General features: G+C 36.8%; 17 protein-coding genes. 15 read left to right on the top strand and 2 right to left on the bottom strand.

The genetic code is table 11. The features are described 5' to 3' along the window. Positions 1–126: 126 nt before the first annotated feature. The 11 genes from J3U73_RS08610 (at position 127) to J3U73_RS08560 (ending at position 9,367) form a co-directional block, all read left to right on the top strand. On the top strand, positions 127–594 hold the full coding sequence (locus J3U73_RS08610; protein WP_220220259.1) for a universal stress protein: 468 nt from the start codon (positions 127–129) through the stop codon (positions 592–594). 503 nt (positions 595–1,097) lie between these two features. Continuing rightward, positions 1,098–2,027, top strand: coding sequence for a phosphate/phosphite/phosphonate ABC transporter substrate-binding protein (locus J3U73_RS08605; RefSeq protein ID WP_267410194.1), 930 nt, complete (start codon positions 1,098–1,100; stop codon positions 2,025–2,027). Positions 2,028–2,342: 315 nt separating this feature from the next. Beyond that, positions 2,343–3,272 carry a phosphate/phosphite/phosphonate ABC transporter substrate-binding protein gene (locus J3U73_RS08600; protein WP_267410178.1) on the top strand — a complete coding sequence of 310 codons (930 nt, stop codon included), beginning with the start codon at positions 2,343–2,345 and terminating at the stop codon, positions 3,270–3,272. An 18-nt stretch (positions 3,273–3,290) separates the two neighbouring features. After that, positions 3,291–4,064, top strand: a complete 774-nt coding sequence (gene phnC / locus J3U73_RS08595; RefSeq protein ID WP_220268607.1) for a phosphonate ABC transporter ATP-binding protein — start codon at positions 3,291–3,293, stop codon at positions 4,062–4,064. Then, entirely contained in the window at positions 4,057–4,860 is an 804-nt protein-coding gene (gene phnE, locus J3U73_RS08590; RefSeq protein WP_220268606.1) for a phosphonate ABC transporter, permease protein PhnE, read from the top strand. Before phnC ends, phnE (J3U73_RS08590) begins: the two co-directional genes overlap by 8 nt. Further along, the gene (phnE, locus tag J3U73_RS08585) at positions 4,860–5,672 is read left to right on the top strand and encodes a phosphonate ABC transporter, permease protein PhnE (protein ID WP_103753021.1); all 813 of its coding nucleotides are present in this window, start codon (positions 4,860–4,862) and stop codon (positions 5,670–5,672) included. Before phnE (J3U73_RS08590) ends, phnE (J3U73_RS08585) begins: the two co-directional genes overlap by 1 nt. Positions 5,673–6,020: 348 nt before the next feature. Next, positions 6,021–6,704, top strand: coding sequence for a hypothetical protein (locus J3U73_RS08580; protein ID WP_220232398.1), 684 nt, complete (start codon positions 6,021–6,023; stop codon positions 6,702–6,704). After that, positions 6,701–7,390, top strand: coding sequence for a hypothetical protein (locus tag J3U73_RS08575; protein ID WP_267410177.1), 690 nt, complete (start codon positions 6,701–6,703; stop codon positions 7,388–7,390). The genes J3U73_RS08580 and J3U73_RS08575 overlap by 4 nt, the downstream gene beginning before the upstream one ends. 26 nt (positions 7,391–7,416) lie before the next feature. Then, positions 7,417–8,052 carry an ATP-binding cassette domain-containing protein gene (locus tag J3U73_RS08570; protein ID WP_220220256.1) on the top strand — a complete coding sequence of 212 codons (636 nt, stop codon included), beginning with the start codon at positions 7,417–7,419 and terminating at the stop codon, positions 8,050–8,052. Next, positions 8,042–8,572: a hypothetical protein gene (locus tag J3U73_RS08565; RefSeq protein WP_267410176.1), complete on the top strand. Its 531-nt coding sequence runs from the start codon at positions 8,042–8,044 to the stop codon at positions 8,570–8,572. The genes J3U73_RS08570 and J3U73_RS08565 overlap by 11 nt, the downstream gene beginning before the upstream one ends. Before the next feature lie 9 nt (positions 8,573–8,581). Further along, positions 8,582–9,367 carry a hypothetical protein gene (locus J3U73_RS08560; RefSeq protein ID WP_267410175.1) on the top strand — a complete coding sequence of 262 codons (786 nt, stop codon included), beginning with the start codon at positions 8,582–8,584 and terminating at the stop codon, positions 9,365–9,367. 23 nt (positions 9,368–9,390) lie between these two features. Here the strand turns inward: J3U73_RS08560 and J3U73_RS08555 are convergent, their stop codons facing one another. Next, positions 9,391–10,215 carry a helix-turn-helix domain-containing protein gene (locus tag J3U73_RS08555; protein ID WP_267410174.1) on the bottom strand — a complete coding sequence of 275 codons (825 nt, stop codon included), beginning with the start codon at positions 10,213–10,215 and terminating at the stop codon, positions 9,391–9,393. A gap of 153 nt (positions 10,216–10,368) precedes the next feature. Next, positions 10,369–10,935: a DNA-3-methyladenine glycosylase I gene (locus J3U73_RS08550; protein WP_267410173.1), complete on the bottom strand. Its 567-nt coding sequence runs from the start codon at positions 10,933–10,935 to the stop codon at positions 10,369–10,371. A 219-nt stretch (positions 10,936–11,154) separates the two neighbouring features. On the opposite strand from J3U73_RS08550, the gene J3U73_RS08545 reads away from it, so the two are divergent. The 4 genes from J3U73_RS08545 (at position 11,155) to J3U73_RS08530 (ending at position 16,432) form a co-directional block, all read left to right on the top strand. Further along, a complete protein-coding gene (locus J3U73_RS08545) occupies positions 11,155–11,640 on the top strand; it encodes a hypothetical protein (RefSeq protein WP_103753013.1) in 486 nt (161 codons plus the stop codon). A 53-nt stretch (positions 11,641–11,693) separates the two neighbouring features. Further along, the gene (locus J3U73_RS08540) at positions 11,694–13,091 is read left to right on the top strand and encodes a metallophosphoesterase (protein ID WP_267410172.1); all 1,398 of its coding nucleotides are present in this window, start codon (positions 11,694–11,696) and stop codon (positions 13,089–13,091) included. A 109-nt stretch (positions 13,092–13,200) separates the two neighbouring features. Continuing rightward, entirely contained in the window at positions 13,201–15,150 is a 1,950-nt protein-coding gene (asnB, locus tag J3U73_RS08535) for an asparagine synthase (glutamine-hydrolyzing) (protein ID WP_267410171.1), read from the top strand. 19 nt (positions 15,151–15,169) lie between these two features. After that, positions 15,170–16,432, top strand: a complete 1,263-nt coding sequence (locus J3U73_RS08530) for a carboxylate--amine ligase (protein WP_267410170.1) — start codon at positions 15,170–15,172, stop codon at positions 16,430–16,432. The last annotated feature ends 203 nt before the right edge of the window (positions 16,433–16,635 follow it).

The raw sequence follows: 16,635 nt of genomic DNA, 5'->3' as shown, positions 1-16,635 counted from the left end.
ACATTTAAATACCATTTTAGCAATAAACGCTGGCGCAAACAATTAGAAAAAAAGTAGCTGTTTGCAAAATTATGTTAAAATGGATTGAGAAGAAAATTGTATTTTCTAAAGGGTGAGGACATAAGTATGAAACAAGACAAGATTTTAGTTCCAGTTGATGGTTCAGAGTCAGCTGAAAGATCCTTTGATAAAGCGGTTAAAATTGCCATAACAGAAAATGCTCATGTTGATGTGTTAAATGTAATTGATACGAGGCAATTCTTGGGTGAAATGCAGGATACACTGATTACAGGTGACACTGTTTATCAAATGACCCAAGATGCAGAAAAATATTTAAAGAGTCTCAAAGATTGGGCTCATGATAATTTAAACTTTGACGATATCGACTATCACATTCGCTATGGTAGTCCAAAAGCGATTATCTCCTATGATTTTGTTAAGGATCACCACGATAATCTAATTATTATGGGAGCAACAGGCTTAAATGCCGTTGAACGAATGCTAATGGGATCGGTAACTGAGTATGTAAACCAACATGCTTTAGCTGATGTTTTAATCGTTAGAACTGATATTGATAATAAACCAATAAAATAAAATTAGAGGTATCTGACTTAAATCAGATGCCTTTTTTGTCTGTTACAAATCATTGCTAATTATGTTCGTGATTAGCATTATAATAAGGGCTTAATGAAAAGATTACCAGTATTTTATTACACTATTGCGAATATTTATGCTATTATTTTCATGAAATGAACGTAAATTTTGCTAAAGGAAGGTTTAAGATGATGAACTTTAAAAAAGTAATAGCCAGGAACTTTTTACAGCCATCTTTGTCCGTAAGCAGAATTTTAGTTGTTTGTTTTGCTTATAATTATTTTAATTGGGACAAAATGTAATTTGGGTTACATTTTGTCCTTTTATTTTGGTTAGTTTTTGTCGCAGTTAAGAAAGAAGATGAGATCTTAAAATTACTACATGTAAGTGGCTGTCAATTATTTAGTGTTCAGGTTAATTGCCCAGTAAAAGACCTTGGGACTAATCTGCGACATTTAGTAGCAAAAAATAGGTCAAATTTTTTTAGGAGTCAAAAAATGAAAATATCGAAAATCAAGAAGTTTCTGTTAGCAACTTGCTTGCTATTATTAACCTTTGGCATAACGGCTTGTTCAAGTAATAAAACAAGTTCAAAAACCAATGCCACGCCCAAGTCATTAAATGTTCAATTTGTGCCCAGTGTTGCTGCTAACAAGCTTGAAGCACGGGCTAAGCCAATGGAAAAATTATTGTCAAAACGCCTTGGCATCCCGGTTCATGTCTCAATGTCGACTGACTACAATGGTTTAGTTGAAGCGATGAAATCTAAGAAAGTTGATGTTGGTTTCTTACCATCAGATGCTTATATTATGGCGCATAAGCAGAGGGCAGCTGACTTATTATTGCAATCTGTTCGTTATGGCATTAAGCAGCCAGGCGGTGTAGCCACTAAAAAACTGGTTAATTCTTATCGCAGTGAGATTGTCGTTAAAAAGGGCTCATCAATTAAGAGCTGGAAAGATTTAAAAGGTAAATCAATTTCTGTTCAAGACATTACTTCGGATTCAGGTTACGTGTTCCCAGTTGCTGAATTGAAGAAGAAGGGGCTTGATGTCACCAAGAGTTGTAAGATTGTCTCTGTTAAAGGAGCTGATCAAGGCGTCTTGAACGTGCTAAACGGTGATACTGATGCTGCTTTTGTCTTTGAAGATGCCCGTAACAACGTCAAAAGCGATGAACCTAAGATTATGAGTCAAGTTGTGCCAATTTACTTCTCACAAAAAATCCCGAATGATACTATTTCAGTAATTCCTAGTTTACCGAAGGCTTTCCAAAGGAAACTTGCTAAGGCATTTATTTCAATTGCCAAATCTAAAGAAGGTAAAAAGATTATTGAGAGTGTCTACAATCAGGAAGGCTATACCTACGCTAAGGACAGCGACTATGATATTATCCGGCAATACAATAAGATTATTGCATCAACCAAAAAATAGCCTTGTTGGTAATTGTTAAGAAATAGTCATTCTTTTTTGTAAAAAAGAAAGTTTTCCAACAAATTACTTTTCTAAACAAAACATTTCTGATATTATTTGTAAGAATAATTACGGACTGGCGAAGGGAGAGTGAGAAAACATGCAAAAGTATGAATTGCGCGCAGCGTGCATTGGTATTTTTGTTAGTTACTTTTTTCGTTCCCTTACAAAAGAGGGTATTGTTCGTTTCTTAATTAATAATGTATTAAAAGACTTAAAGATAATTTCACGTTAGTGTTATTAGATTAAGTCTTTTTTTATGTCTGGGAGGGCATGATGAAAAAATTTAGAAAATTGTTAGCTGGCGCTGCTGCTTTATTAGTAGCAGTTATGGCAACTGCTTGTTCAGGTAAAAGCAAAAACGAAAAAAGCAGCGGCACACCAAAAGAATTAAATGTTCAATTTGTGCCTAGTCAAGCTGCAACTGAGCTGGAATCTCGTGCTAAGCCACTTGAAAAGATGTTATCCGATCGTTTAGGTATTCCAGTTCATGTTTCAATGTCAACTGATTACAACACGGTTGTAGAAGCAATGAAGTCAAAGAAAGTTGATGTTGGTTTTCTGCCACCAAATGGCTATGTTTTAGCTCATAAACAAAATGCTGCTGATGTTTTGCTTCAAGCACAAAGATATGGTGTTAAGCAGCCAGGCGGTCGTCCAACCAAGAATTTAGTTAACACTTATCGTGCAGAAATTCTAGTTAAAAAGGGCTCTAACATCAAGTCATGGAAAGACTTAAAGGGTAAATCAATCTCTATTCAAAGCCCAACTTCTTCAGCTGGTTATGTTTACCCAATCGCTGAATTAAAGGAAAAAGGGCTTGATGTTAGGAAGAACTGCAAGTTAGTAACTGTTACTGGTCAAGATCAATCTGTGTTAAACGTTCTTAATGGAGATACTGATGCTGCCTTTGTTTTCGAAGATGCGCGGACAATTGTTAAGAAGGACAACCCGAAGATCATGAGCCAAGTTGTGCCAATTTACTTCACTAAGCCAATTCCAAATGACACAATTTCTGTTGTCCCAAGCATGTCTAAGTCTTTCCGTAAGAAGTTAGCCAATGCATTTATTGATATTGGTAAGTCGAAAAAAGGTAAAAAGATTATCGAAAGTATTTATACTCATGAAGGCTATGTTACCAGCAAGGACAGCGACTTTAATGTTGTTCGTAAATACGAAAAGATTATCGAATCAACTAAAAAATAAAGGTAAAGGAAGTTTATAATGGCAGATTCTGCAGTTAAGCCAATAATTGAATTAAAAAACGTTAAAAAAGTCTATGGCAAAGATGTTGTTGGTTTAAAAGACGTCAATTTAACTATCAATAAAGGTGAATTTGTCGTTATTGTTGGGCTATCAGGTGCTGGTAAATCAACACTTTTGCGCTCAATTAACCGGTTAATTGATATTACTGCAGGTGATATTTTAATTAACGGTGAATCAATTACCAAAGCCAAAGGTAAAGAATTGCGGATGCTCCGCCGCAATATTGGAATGATCTTTCAGAGCTTTAATCTGGTTAAGCGCTCCAGTGTTTTGCGGAACGTCCTGACTGGTCGTGTCGGGTATTATCCAACTTGGAAGAGTACCTTGAATCTATTCACGCAAGAAGATAAAGAGCGTGCCTATGATGCACTTAAACAGGTCGACTTGGCTGACAAGGTATATTCGCGGGCTGATGAATTATCCGGTGGGCAGCAACAAAGAGTTGCAATTGCGCGGGTATTGACTCAAGACCCAGATATTATCTTAGCCGATGAGCCTACAGCTTCACTTGATCCGCAAACTTCACGCCGCGTAATGCAAGATCTTAAGATGCTAAACGAAAAACACGGCATGACAGTTGTAATTAACTTGCACAGCGTTCAATTAGCACGTGAATTTGGTAAACGGGTAATTGGCGTACGCGCGGGTGAGATCATTTATGATGGCAAGATGAGTGAGACGTCTGAAGAAACGTTTGATCAAATTTACAGCGGTGGTGATCAAGATGAGTAAGGCAGATCAAGATAATTTAATGGCTTTGCCGAAGAAAAAATTCCAAATTTTAAACTTATTTTGGCTGCTGCTCTTTATTGTTGGTCTGATTGTTTCAACCAAGGTTACTAAAACCAGTTTAGGTGCGCTGTTTAGCAATTTTAGTCAGTTCGCAGATATTTTTCTACAAATGCTGCATCCGAATTGGTCGTACTTAGGAGCAGTTATTCCACTGTTATTAGAAACCATTAAAATGGCTATCTTGGGGACAGTTATTGGTTCTGCTATTGCTTTTATCTATTCTTTGCTTATTGCGCGGAATATCGTGAAAAACAAGGCAGTTACCGGTATTTTGCGGATAATCATGAATATTATCAGAACCGTACCAGATCTGTTATTAGGTGCAATCTTTGTTGCCATTGTCGGAATCGGGCCGGTTGCCGGTATTTTAGCCTTAGCAATTTGTACTTTTGGGATTGTGGTCAAGCTTTTTTACGAAGCAATTGAAACAATTGATCCTGGTCCAATTGAAGCGCTGACGGCTGTGGGTGCCAACAAGCTGCAAATTATTTTCTTTGCGGTTTTACCTCAAGTAATGACGTACTTTATTTCATATTGCTTATATGCCTTTGAAATTAACGTTCGTGCTTCGACTGTTTTAGGTTATATTGGTGCCGGCGGGATAGGACTATACTTGCAAGAAACTCTGCAGGTTTTCGACTACCCAAAGACAGGAACAATTATTATCGTAATTATTTTGGTAGTTGTCTTAATTGATTACGTTTCGTCTAAATCGCGGGAGGCGTTGATGAAATAATGGATACTTCAATGAAAAAATTACCTCCTAAACCAGTTGATATGAAAAAACGTTTGCTGCACTGGGGCGTGGCAATCATTACCGTTGTGTTAATCATCTGGTCATGTACGGGAATTGACTTTGGCGGAATTAAAGAAACAGCTGGGCAGATAGCCGGTGCTATTTTTGCGGGTATTTTTCACCCCGATTGGTCTTATGTTTATAACGGGACAGGCGAGGATCTTGTTTCACAGCTGTGGGAAACAGTCTGTATTGCCTTTTTAGGAACATTCATTTCAGCCATCATTTCTTTACCGTTTGCCTTTTGGGCAGCACATACCAAACATAAAAAGTGGTACGTGTCGCGAACTGGCAAGATTGTCTTGGCAATTATCCGGTCATTTCCAGAAATTGTTTTGGCTTTAATGTTTATTAAGGCTGTCGGCCCAGGATCTGCGGCCGGAGTGCTGGCTTTAGGCTTTCACTCAGTGGGGATGCTGGCCAAGCTCTTTTCTGAAGCAATCGAAAATCTGGACGATGGACCTAATGAGGCCGTAACTGCAGCTGGAGGCTCAAAGACTAATATTGTAATGTTTGCTACATTGCCTAACTTGCTGCCTGCCTTAATTTCTAACACCTTATATCGTTTTGACGTCTCGATTCGTTCGGCTTCAATCCTTGGTTTAGTTGGTGCTGGTGGTATTGGTTATCCGTTGATTATTGCTCTGCAGTATCGTCAATGGAATCGTGTAGGAATTATCTTATTGGGAATCATTATCATGGTAATTGTTATTGACTGGATTTCAGGTTGGATTCGGAAGAAATTGGTCTAAAAAATAAATAAGGAAATTAAATAATGCAGACCCTGAAGTTGCGTTAACTTCAGGGTTTTTATTTTAGCCAAATTAGCAAAGCAAGGTAAACAGATCAACCTAATAACTAGGTTGGTCTGTCTTACCTGCTCACCTTCTTCTTTTAAATAGTTGAAAAAGTATACAAGTTATATTTGATATGAAAATTATGCTAAAATAAAAATAATAAGTCATAAAAAAATAAATGTTCAATTTTTGCACATATTACAAAACAAATGTGGAGTATTATAAGAAGAAATAGTAAGAATTATTAATTTTGTTTAATTGTAATCACAATGACTCATAATCTTATTAAAAGGAGACAAATAATTGCAGCGTAATGTCATTAGGCAACAAACAATTCTCAACCGTGCTTTTTTAAAAAACTATTCTCTTTTTGCCTTAGTAGTTGTTGGCCTTGTATTAGCTGCATTTTCATTTTTAAAATCTACTGTTCCGTCTGAGACCGGATTAATTCAGTCCGTTTTTCAAAGATATAATATTTTTTTAGGAATAATTCCGACTTTTACAATTGTGCTTTTAAGTACGTTAAAGTACCGCATAGCTGATGCATTATGCTGCCAAACACGAAAAGTTTTTATCCTGCAAACTATTTATCGTATTTTAATTCCCATCGTAATTATGGTACTCATTTGGCTAATCGCCATTATTCCGATGATGATTGCCAGTGGTTATTTAGCCGTTTTTGTTAAGTCTTGGCTCGGAATCTTAATGCGCATGATTTACTTGTGTTTGGTTTTACTATCTTTTGGCTACTTAACAGCCACAACTTATTTGCTTTCAAATAAAAAATTAATAACTTTTGTTGTGATTTTTGGTATTAATAGTCTGACTTTCTTGTTAAACATTAATGGTAAGCCATCACTATTCTATGATTTTGTCAAACCAGACTTAGGGATTATGACCTTTTTATCTTCAATCGTTTTAGTGGGACTAATCTTGCTACTAGGTGCCGTATTAAATTTGGTCATAGCTAAAAAGGATATTTTATGAAACATTTATTTTGGGATCAACTTTTGTATTTATGGCAGATAATTCGGTATCGCTTTCTGTTTTGGGGAGTACTAATTGGTCTTTTGATTATTGTTCAATCTGCATTATTTAGGGCTAACCCACATTTTTCACTTTATTTAGCTTGGTTTCGTGGAACCGACTATTTAATTAAATATTTGCCTGTTTCTTGGCTTATTTATTTCATTACGCCACTTTTAATTGTGTTAAACAGCTTTCAGGAGCTTTGGCACGTAAGAGGAGTCCAATTACGTGGGCAACAGTACTCATTATTTAATTTTCTAACTGTCAATCTTGAATTAATTGGGGTAATAGCTGTCGTTTTCACGGTATTGGCAGAACTATTAATGATCTTATGTACTAAGATATTTAATTTACAGGAACTAAGCATTGGTGCTTTTCACGGGGTGCAAGCTCTGCTTCTATTATTTATCGTCAATTTTTGGGGAACATTTTTATTGTTAGTGCTTCAGGCAATTATCAGCCGCTATAACGCACCACTAGGCATTGTTATTCCACTAGTTTTGTTAATTATTACTGCTTATACATCGTGGCCTCTGAATCCATTGAACAGTCTCATGATTTTGCGAGTAGGTAACGCGAACATAATATCAATGCTATGTACCATTATTGTAGTTACTATTTTGTATTTATTTTCTAACCACTAGATCAATTTAGATTAAGGAGAAAACAAATGAGTTTTATCGAGCTAAAACAAGTAAGCAAAACTGTTAAAAAACGGCCGCTTTTACATGATGTCAATGCTAATATTGAGCAAAAGAGTATTACCACCCTAGAAGGAATCAATGGCTCTGGTAAAACTTTAGTACTGAAAACCATTTTAGGCTTAATCAAGGTCTCAGGAACAGTTACTGTCGATAATCAACCAGTAAGAACTGAGGACCCTTACCCCGTTAAAGCAGGCATTTTAATTGAAAATCCTAGTTTAATTGAGGACTTTACTGCAACTAAAAATTTAGAATTACTTGCAAAGCTAGACCCCAATATTTCAAATAAACAAATCGAAGATTTGTTGGACTACTTTGACTTGGCAAGATTTCCCAAACAAAAAGTTAAGAAATTTTCGCTAGGTATGAAACAGAAACTGGGAATAGCGCAAGCATTTTTGGGTAGTTATCCGCTGATAGTTTTAGACGAGCCTACCAATGCGCTTGATACTGAAAGTATTGCGAAATTGAGCAAGCTAATTAAGCAGTATCGCGAAAATGGCTCCACCTTTGTTATCGCTTCACACGACCGCGATTTTATCAGTCAAGTTGCAACCCATCAGCTCTACGTTAAAGAAGGAACCATTAACGATGAAAAATAAAAAGTTATTATGGTGTTTGGCAATACTTGTTGCAGTATTAGTTGGCTGCGCTGGCTTTTACCGTTATCAGCGGGTTAACGCCCACCCAAGACAGCACGGTGTTACACAGGAAGTCATCTTTCATAAAAACGAATGGGTGCATGCATATCACACTAGTTTTATTATTCACAAAGCCGAGGTCCAGAAAACTGGGCGGGAAGTCAAGGCAACAATTCAACTTTCAATTAAACAAAATGGCCAGCCTAATTATGGGATGAAGAAAAATAATCAAGATTTTCTAACAAATATGTTCTTGAATAATCCTTATGGGATTAGTAACCAAAGTAATGATATTTATGATCAGAATCAGCGCCGAGTTGATCCAAGTAAGGCTCTTACTAAGAAACTTTATAAGCAGCCTTACACAATATATTTCACAATTCCTCGCAGTTCTTATGAGTTGCGGGAACAAAAACTGCGTTTCAGCTTTTTAGTTCCTGTTAAAAATCACTTTGTAAAATATTCATTACTTTTAGAATAAGGAGAAACTATGAAATTCTTATGGTCACGTCTTGAAAAGCGCTGGTTCTTTTTCGCTTTAGTCCTGGCAGTATTTATTAGTGGATTACAATTTTTCCCGCTTAAAACAATTCCACCTGAAGATTCGCCATACACACGCTGGTTAGGAATTGATTCCTTTAGTTTTGCACCAATTGCCTTTTTTATTTTGTTGCCGCTATTGGCCAGCATACCTGCAAGTACTTTATTAAAAGACGATTATCAAAGCGGTTTGCTATCCAAGTTTAAGCTCAATGAACCGCTCAATCGGGTATTACGCCAATATGTTAGTATTGCATTTATCACGGGCTTTATTGTTACTGCTATCCCGTTACTAATTAATTTATGCTCATGGTTTATGGTTTTACCTAACATAAGGCCTGACAACTTGCTTAATAAAAATATTTTGGTAATCAATATCAATACGATGTTTGTCGCACTTTATTATTCTCATCCGTTATTGCACGCTTTGTTATCAATTATCTTTGCCAGCTTTTGGGGCGGTCTGTTTGCTATTTTTGGTGTAGTCACTTCTTTATGGATAAAAAATAGGTTTTTGGCAATGTGTTCAAGCTTAATTTTACAAACTGTCCTGTTATTACTAAATGCCTTTATTAAATTACCTAATCTTGTTAGCTATGCACCCGCAGATTTTTTACATGAAACTGCTCCAACTGCAAATGTTAGCTTATTAGTTACTGGTATTGTGACTTTGTTACTTGTACTGTACTGCATAGTAATGTTTCAAATTGATAAAAAACGGCTAGTAAGTTTATAAAACGCGCTTTAATAGAAACGAGATTAAAGATATTCCTGTATTTCTTGTTCTAGTGCAGTTGCCAACCTATTGGCATCTATTTGGTGAAGTAAATTCACTTGCTTCAGCGCTTTAGCCTTATTACCTTCACAAATTGAAATTCTGATATTTGCTACAAGTAATTTGTCATATTGTCTGAGTTTTTTTAGGGTAGGTTTTAAGTTAATTAAGGTACTTACAGCTGATTCAAATTCTTGCTGCTGCATTTGAATTGAAGAAAGATTTAGCATAATATTAGCTCTTAACGCTTTTTTAAATGGGTAATGAGTATCAATTTCATAGCTAATCCTTTTGATAATATCCTTTGCAGTTTGGTAGTCAAAGGCATACAAAATCGTATTTAAAATAGCAATATCGGTAATAGTGAGAAGGTCGACTTTCGCAAGGTAATCATACCAAATTGGCTGAACCAACTTTTTGGCTTGGTTAATACCTCTAGGCTGATTCAATAGTAGTACTGATTGAAGAACTTTGATAATTCGTGAGATATCATTATCGTTTTCATATTTAATGCAATCATCTAATAATGCCTCAACTTTGTCTGTTTCGCTACTATCTTCTAAGTTGAAAAAGCGATGTAAAAGCTGATTTTTGTTATTAACATGGTAGTTGTCACAAATATATTCAAATTCGTTAGGTGTAAGTCCTAAACGCCTAATTAATTGAATCTGGTTTTCATAAGAAGCTTCTAATTGTTCATGTTCAATTTTAGAAAGAGAACTACGATTAAAAAGATCCTTTGCTAACTGTTCCTGGGTTATTCTACGTGAAACTCTAAGTTTACGAATCGTATTACCAAAATTATTCATAATATTATCGTCCTTTTTATTTGTATTTTTGCTGAGATAATAGTGAAAAGTTTACACATAATGTATATCATTTTTAATTTTAACGATATTAATAGGTCAGTATCGGTTTTTCTCAGAAACGTGTGCAACATATACGATTTAGTTAGAAGAAATTCATCCGTGATACTTAAACGGGCAATTTTCCAGATGGTCATTGACTAAGCCAACGGCTTGTAAGAATGAGTATAAAATTACGGGTCCGACAAAAGAAAAACCATCTTTTTTCATTTGCTTAGCCATTTTTTGCGCAATTTTATTTGTGTTAGGAACATCTTCTTGTGTTAGCGGATGGTGCACAATCGGTGTTTTACAAAAAGCCTGCAGATAATGAGCAAAATTACCGTACGTGGCATCGATGATCAAGATCGCCCGGGCATTCTTAATTGCTGCCGTAATCTTTTGTCTATTACGGACAATGGAATTATCCTGCATTAAATCATTAATGTCATTTTCATCCATTTGAGCGACTTCCGCCGGGATAAAATTGTGAAAATCACGGCGAAAGTTTTCCCGCTTATGCAGGATGACTGACCAATTAAGTCCTGATTGAAATAGTTCTAATGTCAGCATTTCGTATAAGTAGGACTCATCTAAATTAAGTTTACCCCATTCATGGTCATGATATTGCACCATTAAGGAATCGGTGATGCTGCTCCAAGGACAACGTTCTTTTTCTTGCATGTTGGTTTCTCCTTTAATTAAAAAATTTTCTTGTTATAACTAATTACGCAAAAATTGTCCTTTTCCTTTTTTTAGTTAAAAAATGGTGCAATATTTGCTTAGCTGACAATTTTCTTTATCTGTTGCTGAATTCGGCTGTAAAAGAATAAAAATTTTGTTCCTGAAAAGTGCAATACTAGTTTTTTTGGTATAATATAGACTAAACTTTAGGAGGATACCATGGAAAAGTTAGATACAGTGACTCTGGCCGATAACTTGGCCGAAAATCAAGAAAGTATTTTAAATCAAGAAACAGATTTTGACGCAGAGGCTGTTTATCAAGCAATTGATAACCTGCATGTATTGCATAATCCGATTAAAGATTACTTTGAAATGACGGAAGATCAGTACTATGAAGCTGAGAGTGATCATAAACTAACTTTGATTGACTTGTCAGATAAGTTGACTGATTTACACGATCGAATTTTAACTAATCATGTGGATGGTTATGCTAATAAGGATCAAATCAATCTGACATATAATCATGAGGATCCTTACGAAGATGATTTTTATAATGAGTCAGTTGATTTACATGTAGTAATTTATAGTTTAAAGGTAATTGGTGCGGTTCAAGCAATTGCACCTAAAGTGTTACAAGAAGTATTGTCTAAAGATGCAGTTTTGTCAATCGGTTTAGCAGCCCACGCATTGGCAAGCAACGCATAATTTTTGGAGCTGCGGCAGGTGCCCAGCTTTTTTCTTTGGGTTGAGGCAAGATGATGAGTGTTTTTAAGTATGCAATAGGTTTATTTGATCGTGCTAGTGGGGCTAAGCTGCACCACTTATTTAGTGAAAAAAATGTTCCGCTTGATCCGATGCAGGATTACTTGACGGTAGGGGAATATCACGTTGATGGCGAGCAGCATACGCCTAATAATCAACCGTATAACCTGACTGTCTATAAGGATGAAGACGAAGTTTTGCACCAAGCACTCAGTTTAGAAAAGACTGCCAACTTGGCACCGGAATATGTTCGTGAATTCAGCCCTGAACTTGAGCGTTACCGCGCTTTTGTTAGCCGTAAAACCGGTCGCCGGTATATCGTTGAAGAGTACCTGGACGAATTTCTTAAGCGTGTCAAAGGTCATATTCGGGCCGGTAAAAATTCGGTTAACGTTAGTGTGATCACCGATACGCATTATAAAGACCGCAATAGTACGGACTTTTATGGCTGGAATGGCTTAACGCACGTTAATGAATTTTCTTACTTGGATGATTCAGGCCTGTTAGATTTAAAAGTCCATCTTGGTGATTGGATTGATGGCTCCGACACCGGCTTTTTAGGCGAAAGTGAATTAATCAAACTGCGCAACTCATTTAGGTCGGATAAGGTTCCTTACTTGATGATTAAGGGTAATCATGATGAAAACGATAAGTACGATGAGCGACATGATTTAAAGGCATCTTTTCCCGAAAATGAATTTGAAAAAATCATGTGGCCAGCAATGTACCGTCAAAAGGGCTTACATTATATTTCACGCCAGCACGGTGTCTGTTACTTTGATGTAGATAATGTTCGCTTTATTTCCGTCAATACTTCGGATTTGCCGTATATTTTAAATGCACAAGGTCAAAAGCGGTATGATGCAAAGATTACGTTAGCAATCAGGGAAGATCAGATTGAAGAAATCATTGAGATTCTGCAGCAATCTTCCAACAAAAACATTGTCTTCATGAGTCATGGTAATCCAATTAACCGCAAAGGCTCGAATGCTTTGAAGTATAATGGGCGTTCACTTCACGAATTGCTTGTTGCCTTTAATCAGGGTGAAAAAGGGCAAATGCATTCAAGCCGTGGTATTCCGCCAGAATTTCGCTTGGCAAATGACTTTGACTTTACTAATGTCAAAAATGCCCGCATTATTGCTTACTTTTGCGGTCATCGGCATGTTGAAGACCAGTTTAGGATTAACGGTATTCAATATATTTTGTTTAATTGCTCGGCGTTAATGGGTCCTAACCATGTTTTAACGACTAAGTACAATAAGAACTGGAAGCGGCAAATTGATCATCAAACTGAATTCGCAGGTTATATTGTCAATATTGACTCTGATCGGCATTTTATTCAGGTCTTTGGTTACGGCGCTGCCAGCAAGAGAAGAATTTTTTATATTTAATTAAAAAAGACGGGCAATTTGGTTTTTGCCCGGCTTTTAGCCTATAATAAGAAAGTTAAACTAAAAACATAAATTAAAAGAATAAACAAATATTAAGGAAAGATAAGCTATGTGCGGAATTGTCGCATTTTATAATCCAGAAATAAATGATAAACAAGCTGCTATCGGCAATATGATGGCGGCAATTAAGCATCGTGGTCCTGATTCAGATGGTCTCTATACCAATGATAAAGTTGCTTTAGGCTTTCGGCGTCTGTCAATTATTGACTTACGTGGTGGTAGTCAACCGATTTATAATGAAGACAAAACGCGGGCAATTATTTTTAATGGTGAAATCTATAACTTTAAGCCGTTAAGAAAAGAATTGATTGCGGCCGGTCATACTTTTACCACTAAATCCGATACAGAAGTACTTCTTCATGGCTTTGAAGAGTGGGACATGGATGGCTTGCTCAAACGGGTTCGTGGCATGTTTGCTTTTGCCATCTGGGATGATAATACCCAGACATTGTATGGTGCACGCGATTTCTTTGGAATCAAGCCGCTATACTATAGCAATGAAAACGGCCATTTAATGATTGGTTCAGAAATCAAGAGCTTTCTCGCTTTTCCAGGCTTTAAGAGACGCCTTAACATTGAAGCTGTTAAGCCATACTTAATGAACCAATATAATGATTTAACGGAAACTTTCTTTAAGGGAATTTACCGTTTTCCTGCTGGTCATTGGTTTGAATATAAAGATGGTGAAATGAAGACGCACCAGTATTGGGATGCGGAATATAAGGCTAACACGCTTAGCTTTGAAGAAACCGTCAATAAGATCAATGAGGACTTGCAAGAAACAGTTAAGCTCTATCATAATGCTGACGTTCCTGTTGGTGCTTTCTTATCTGAAGGGGTTGATTCAAGTTACATTACAAGTATCTTGAATCCAGACGACGTTTTTTCAATTTCTTTTGATGATGCTACCTATGATGAGGCCTCCAAGGCTAAGGCACTGGCTGATATGAAGGGGTGGAAGTTTTTCTCGGATAAGGTAAAAGCCGATGAAGCCATGCATGATTTTGCGGAAATGCAGTATCACATGGATGAGCCTGACGCCAATCCGTCAATTATTCCACTGTGGTATCTGTGTAAAATGGCCCGTAAGCATGTCACGGTTGCACTTTCTGGGGAAGGTGCGGATGAATTGTTTGCCGGGTATGTCAACTACGGCATGCACACGCATAACAGCGTTATTAAGGCTTTTACTTCGCAGTGTAAGAAGTTGCCGAAGAAGAGCCGGGTCAAATTAGCGCACAAGATTAAGAAGATGCCTAACTTCCCCGGCAAAGTTCATCTCTACACTAATTTGGCGGAACCGAGTGAATTCTATGTGGGTCAATCCGTGATCTATGATATGGATTACCCGACGATTTTTACTTCTGAAGATGCCAATAGCATTTTGAAGCCGTCATACCGCAACAAGCTAACGGTGAATGGCATTTACCAAAGTGACTTTAAGAAAGTTAAAGACCTTGATAATGTGCGGCAAATGCAATACATCGATTTGCATCACTTTATGCTTAATGACATTGAGCAAAAGGCCGACAAGATCTCGATGGCACATTCTTTAGAATTACGTGTCCCGTATCTTGATAAGAAGATTGCGGAACGGGCTAATTCGATTCCAACGGATTATTTGGTTAATAAGCATGATACTAAGTATGCTTTACGTAAAGCTTCAGAAAAAGTTTTGCCAGATGAATGGGCTAAAAGGCCAAAACTTGGTTTCCCAACACCAATTAAAGAATGGTTGCAAGAACCACGTTTTTACAAGCAAGTGCGGGAACTATTCAGCGAAGAATTTGTTAAGGACATTTTCGAGCAAGATAAGATTTTGCAGTTGCTAGATGATAACTATCAAGGTGATGGTTCACACCGCCGCCAGATTTGGACCATTTATACATTCCTTGTTTGGTATAAATTATTCTTTGTTGATTATGAAGAAACGGTCAAAAAATACCAACACGTTCAGCCGGAAGTAGCCAGCTTAATTGAACAAGGAAAATTAGTTTAATTGGGAGTAGATTTTTCAAATGAAACAAGATTTTACACCTATCTTACTTGGCAGTGATATCAATGTTTATGGCATGGCCAGGTCTTTTAACGAAGCATACGGCATTAGTGTTAAGGCACTGGCTGATACACAATTAGCGCCTACGCGTTATTCCAAGATCGTTAACGTTGAACTGCACCACGGCTTTAGCGAAGACCCGACCTTCATTGAAGTAATGCGGGAGCAAATGAAAATTTACCAAGATCACGATGAGCCGGTAATTTTGATTGCTTGTGGGGATGGCTATGCTGAACTGCTATCAAAGCACCAAGATGAACTAAAACAAGTTTTCGTTGTTCCATATATTAAGTATGATCTTTTGCAAAAACTGATTTCAAAAGAAGGTTTTTACAAGATTGCGGAAGAATATGGCTTGCCATATCCAAAAACAAAGATCATTACGATGGCTGACTTTAAGGCTGGTAATTACTTGGAATTCACCTTTGATTATCCAATCGAATTAAAGCCGGAAGATCCAGTTTCTTGGCTAGATGTTCATTTTGAGGGACGGAAAAAGGCCTTTACCATTCACAATGAAACTGAGATGAGTGATATTGTTGGTAAAATCTACGGCAACGGCTATCAAGCCGACTTAATTGCGCAAGACTTTATTCCAGGCGATGACTCCAATATGCGCGTTTTAAATGCTTATGTTGATAAAGACCATCACGTGAAAATGATGTGTATGGGTCACCCGCTTTTAGAAGACCCAACGCCGCAATCCATTGGAAACTACATGGCAATTTTGCCAGAATACAATGAAAAGCTATACGAGCAAGTCGAAGCCTTTTTGGAAAAATTGAATTACACGGGGATGGCTAACTTTGATATTAAGTACGATACGCGAGATGGCAAATACAAGTTCTTTGAAATCAACTTGCGTCAGGGCCGGTCAAGTTTCTACGTTACCCTAAATGGCTACAATTTGGCTAAGTGGTATGTTGATGACTATGTCTATGACAACTTGAAAAACAAGGAAACGGTCTATGGCAATAAGCTAAAGTCAAAGCACGTCCTTTGGCTAGGAATTCCGGTTAAAGTCTTTAAGGAATATGCGCGCGACAACGAAGCCAAGAGTTTAGCGGAAGAATTAATTCATGAGGGTCGATGCGGAACGACTGTCTTTTATGACAAAGACCGCAACTTTAAGCGTTGGCTGTTGATGAAATACATGTTTCATAATTACTATGGTCGTTATAAGAAATACTACCAAGTTAATAAGGGCCAGTTTTTTGATAAATAAGTTGGTTCGTGGACAAATTTGACTACTAATAATTTAGATAAAAAGCATCAGGCTTATTTTTGAGCTTGATGCTTTTTGCTTACAATTTTTTAATAACTGAGATGATCATTTTAAGGCATCTCTTTTTATTTTGTAATGAGCACATTTTTAGCAACAAAAGAGCACTTGCACCAATTATACATTTTGTGGTAATGTAATAGTGT

The organism is Lactobacillus sp. B4005, assembly GCF_026536045.1.
Taxonomy (GTDB): domain Bacteria; phylum Bacillota; class Bacilli; order Lactobacillales; family Lactobacillaceae; genus Lactobacillus; species Lactobacillus panisapium.
This window is presented reverse-complemented; position numbering and strand designations above follow the sequence as displayed.